Raw genomic sequence first — 2,147 nt, 5'->3', positions numbered from 1 at the left:
GAGCACGACGACGCCAACCGCGCCCTGATGGGTGCGAACATGCAGCGCCAGGCCGTGCCGCTGCTGCGCAGCGACTCGCCCCTGGTCGGCACCGGCATGGAGGGCTACGCCGCCGTCGACGCCGGAGACGTCATCACCGCGCAGAAGCCGGGTGTGGTCATGGAGGTCTCGGCCGACGTCGTGACCGTGCAGCTCGACGAGGGCGGCACGCAGGACTACTACCTGCGCAAGTTCGACCGCTCCAACCAGGGCACCAGCTACAACCAGCGCGTCGTCGTCTCCGCGGGTGACCGCATCGAGGCCGGCGAGGTCATCGCCGACGGCCCCGCGACCGAGAACGGCGAGCTGGCGCTCGGCAAGAACCTCCTCGTGGCGTTCATGACGTGGGAGGGTCACAACTTCGAGGATGCGATCATCCTCAGCCAGGACCTGGTGAAGGAAGACACCCTCTCCTCGATCCACATCGAGGAGTACGAGGTCGACGCCCGCGACACCAAGCTCGGCAAGGAGGAGATCACCCGTGACCTCCCCAACGTGAGCCCCGACCTGCTGAAGGACCTCGACGAGCGCGGCATCATCCGCATCGGCGCCGAGGTGCGTCCCGGCGACATCCTCGTCGGCAAGGTCACGCCCAAGGGTGAGACGGAGCTCTCGGCCGAGGAGCGCCTGCTCCGCGCGATCTTCAACGAGAAGAGCCGCGAGGTGCGCGACACGTCGCTGAAGGTTCCTCACGGTGAGCAGGGCACGATCATCGCTGTCAAGGAGTTCGACGCCGAGGAGGGCGACGACGAGCTGGGCTCGGGCGTCAACCGTCGCGTCGTGGTCTACATCGCCCAGAAGCGCAAGATCACCGAGGGCGACAAGCTCGCCGGCCGCCACGGCAACAAGGGCGTCATCGCGAAGATCCTCCCCGTCGAGGACATGCCGTTCCTGCCGGACGGCACCCCGGTGGACATCGTGCTGAACCCTCTCGGCATCCCCGGTCGAATGAACTTCGGCCAGGTGCTGGAACTGCACCTCGGATGGATCGCCAAGCAGGGCTGGAAGGTCGAGGGCACCCCCGAGTGGGCCGCCCGGCTGCCGGAGCAGGCCCGCGAGGCCGCCCCGGGCACGAAGGTCGCCACCCCGGTGTTCGACGGCGCCTTCGAGTCGGAGCTCGTCGGTCTGCTCGACTCGACGCTGCCCAACCGCGACGGCGACCGCATGATCGACTCCAGCGGAAAGACGCAGCTGTTCGACGGTCGCTCGGGCGAGCCGTTCCCGGCACCGATCTCCGTCGGCTACATGTACATCCTGAAGCTGCACCACCTCGTCGACGACAAGATCCACGCGCGTTCGACGGGTCCGTACTCGATGATCACCCAGCAGCCGCTCGGTGGTAAGGCGCAGTTCGGCGGTCAGCGCTTCGGTGAGATGGAGGTGTGGGCCCTCGAGGCCTACGGCGCCGCGTACGCGCTGCAGGAGCTCCTCACGATCAAGTCCGACGACATCCTCGGCCGCGTCAAGGTGTACGAGTCGATCGTCAAGGGCGAGAACATCCAGGAGCCCGGCATCCCCGAGTCCTTCAAGGTGCTCATGAAGGAGATGCAGTCGCTCTGCCTGAACGTCGAGGTGCTCTCGGCGGACGGCACGGCGGTCAACCTCCGTGACACCGATGACGACGCCTTCCGCGCAGCGGAGGAGCTCGGCATCAACATCTCCACCCGGTTCGAGTCTTCGTCGATCGACGAGATCTGACCCGCGGCATCCGACCCACTGATCTCGATACGCCGCGTCGCGGCTACTCGATCACCGGAATCTCACAGGAGTAAACACACGTGCTCGACGCAACAACTTTTGACGAGCTTCGCATCGGCCTGGCCACCGCCGACGACATCCGTCGCTGGTCCTACGGCGAGGTCAAGAAGCCCGAGACCATCAACTACCGCACCCTGAAGCCCGAGAAGGACGGTCTGTTCGGCGAGCAGATCTTCGGACCCAGCCGCGACTGGGAGTGCTCGTGCGGCAAGTACAAGCGCGTCCGCTTCAAGGGCATCGTCTGCGAGCGCTGCGGCGTGGAGGTCACCAAGTCCTCCGTGCGTCGCGAGCGGATGGGCCACATCGAACTGGCCGCCCCGGTCACTCACATCTGGTACTTCAAGGGCGTT

The 2,147-nt window shown here is 66.2% G+C and carries 2 protein-coding genes; both read left to right on the top strand.

Annotation, left to right across the window (positions count from 1 at the left end; genetic code table 11):
* On the top strand, positions 1–1,737 hold a 1,737-nt coding region (locus B3S45_RS14430; RefSeq protein WP_286721486.1), incomplete at its 5' end, for a DNA-directed RNA polymerase subunit beta.
* Between the two features lie 80 nt (positions 1,738–1,817).
* On the top strand, positions 1,818–2,147 hold a 330-nt coding region (locus B3S45_RS14425), incomplete at its 3' end, for a hypothetical protein (RefSeq protein ID WP_286721484.1).

The organism is Microbacterium sp. UBA1612 (assembly GCF_002321605.1).
Taxonomy (GTDB): Bacteria; Actinomycetota; Actinomycetes; order Actinomycetales; family Microbacteriaceae; genus Microbacterium; species Microbacterium luteum.
The sequence above is the reverse complement of the archived record's forward strand: the minus strand, read 5'-3'. Positions and strand labels throughout refer to the sequence as shown.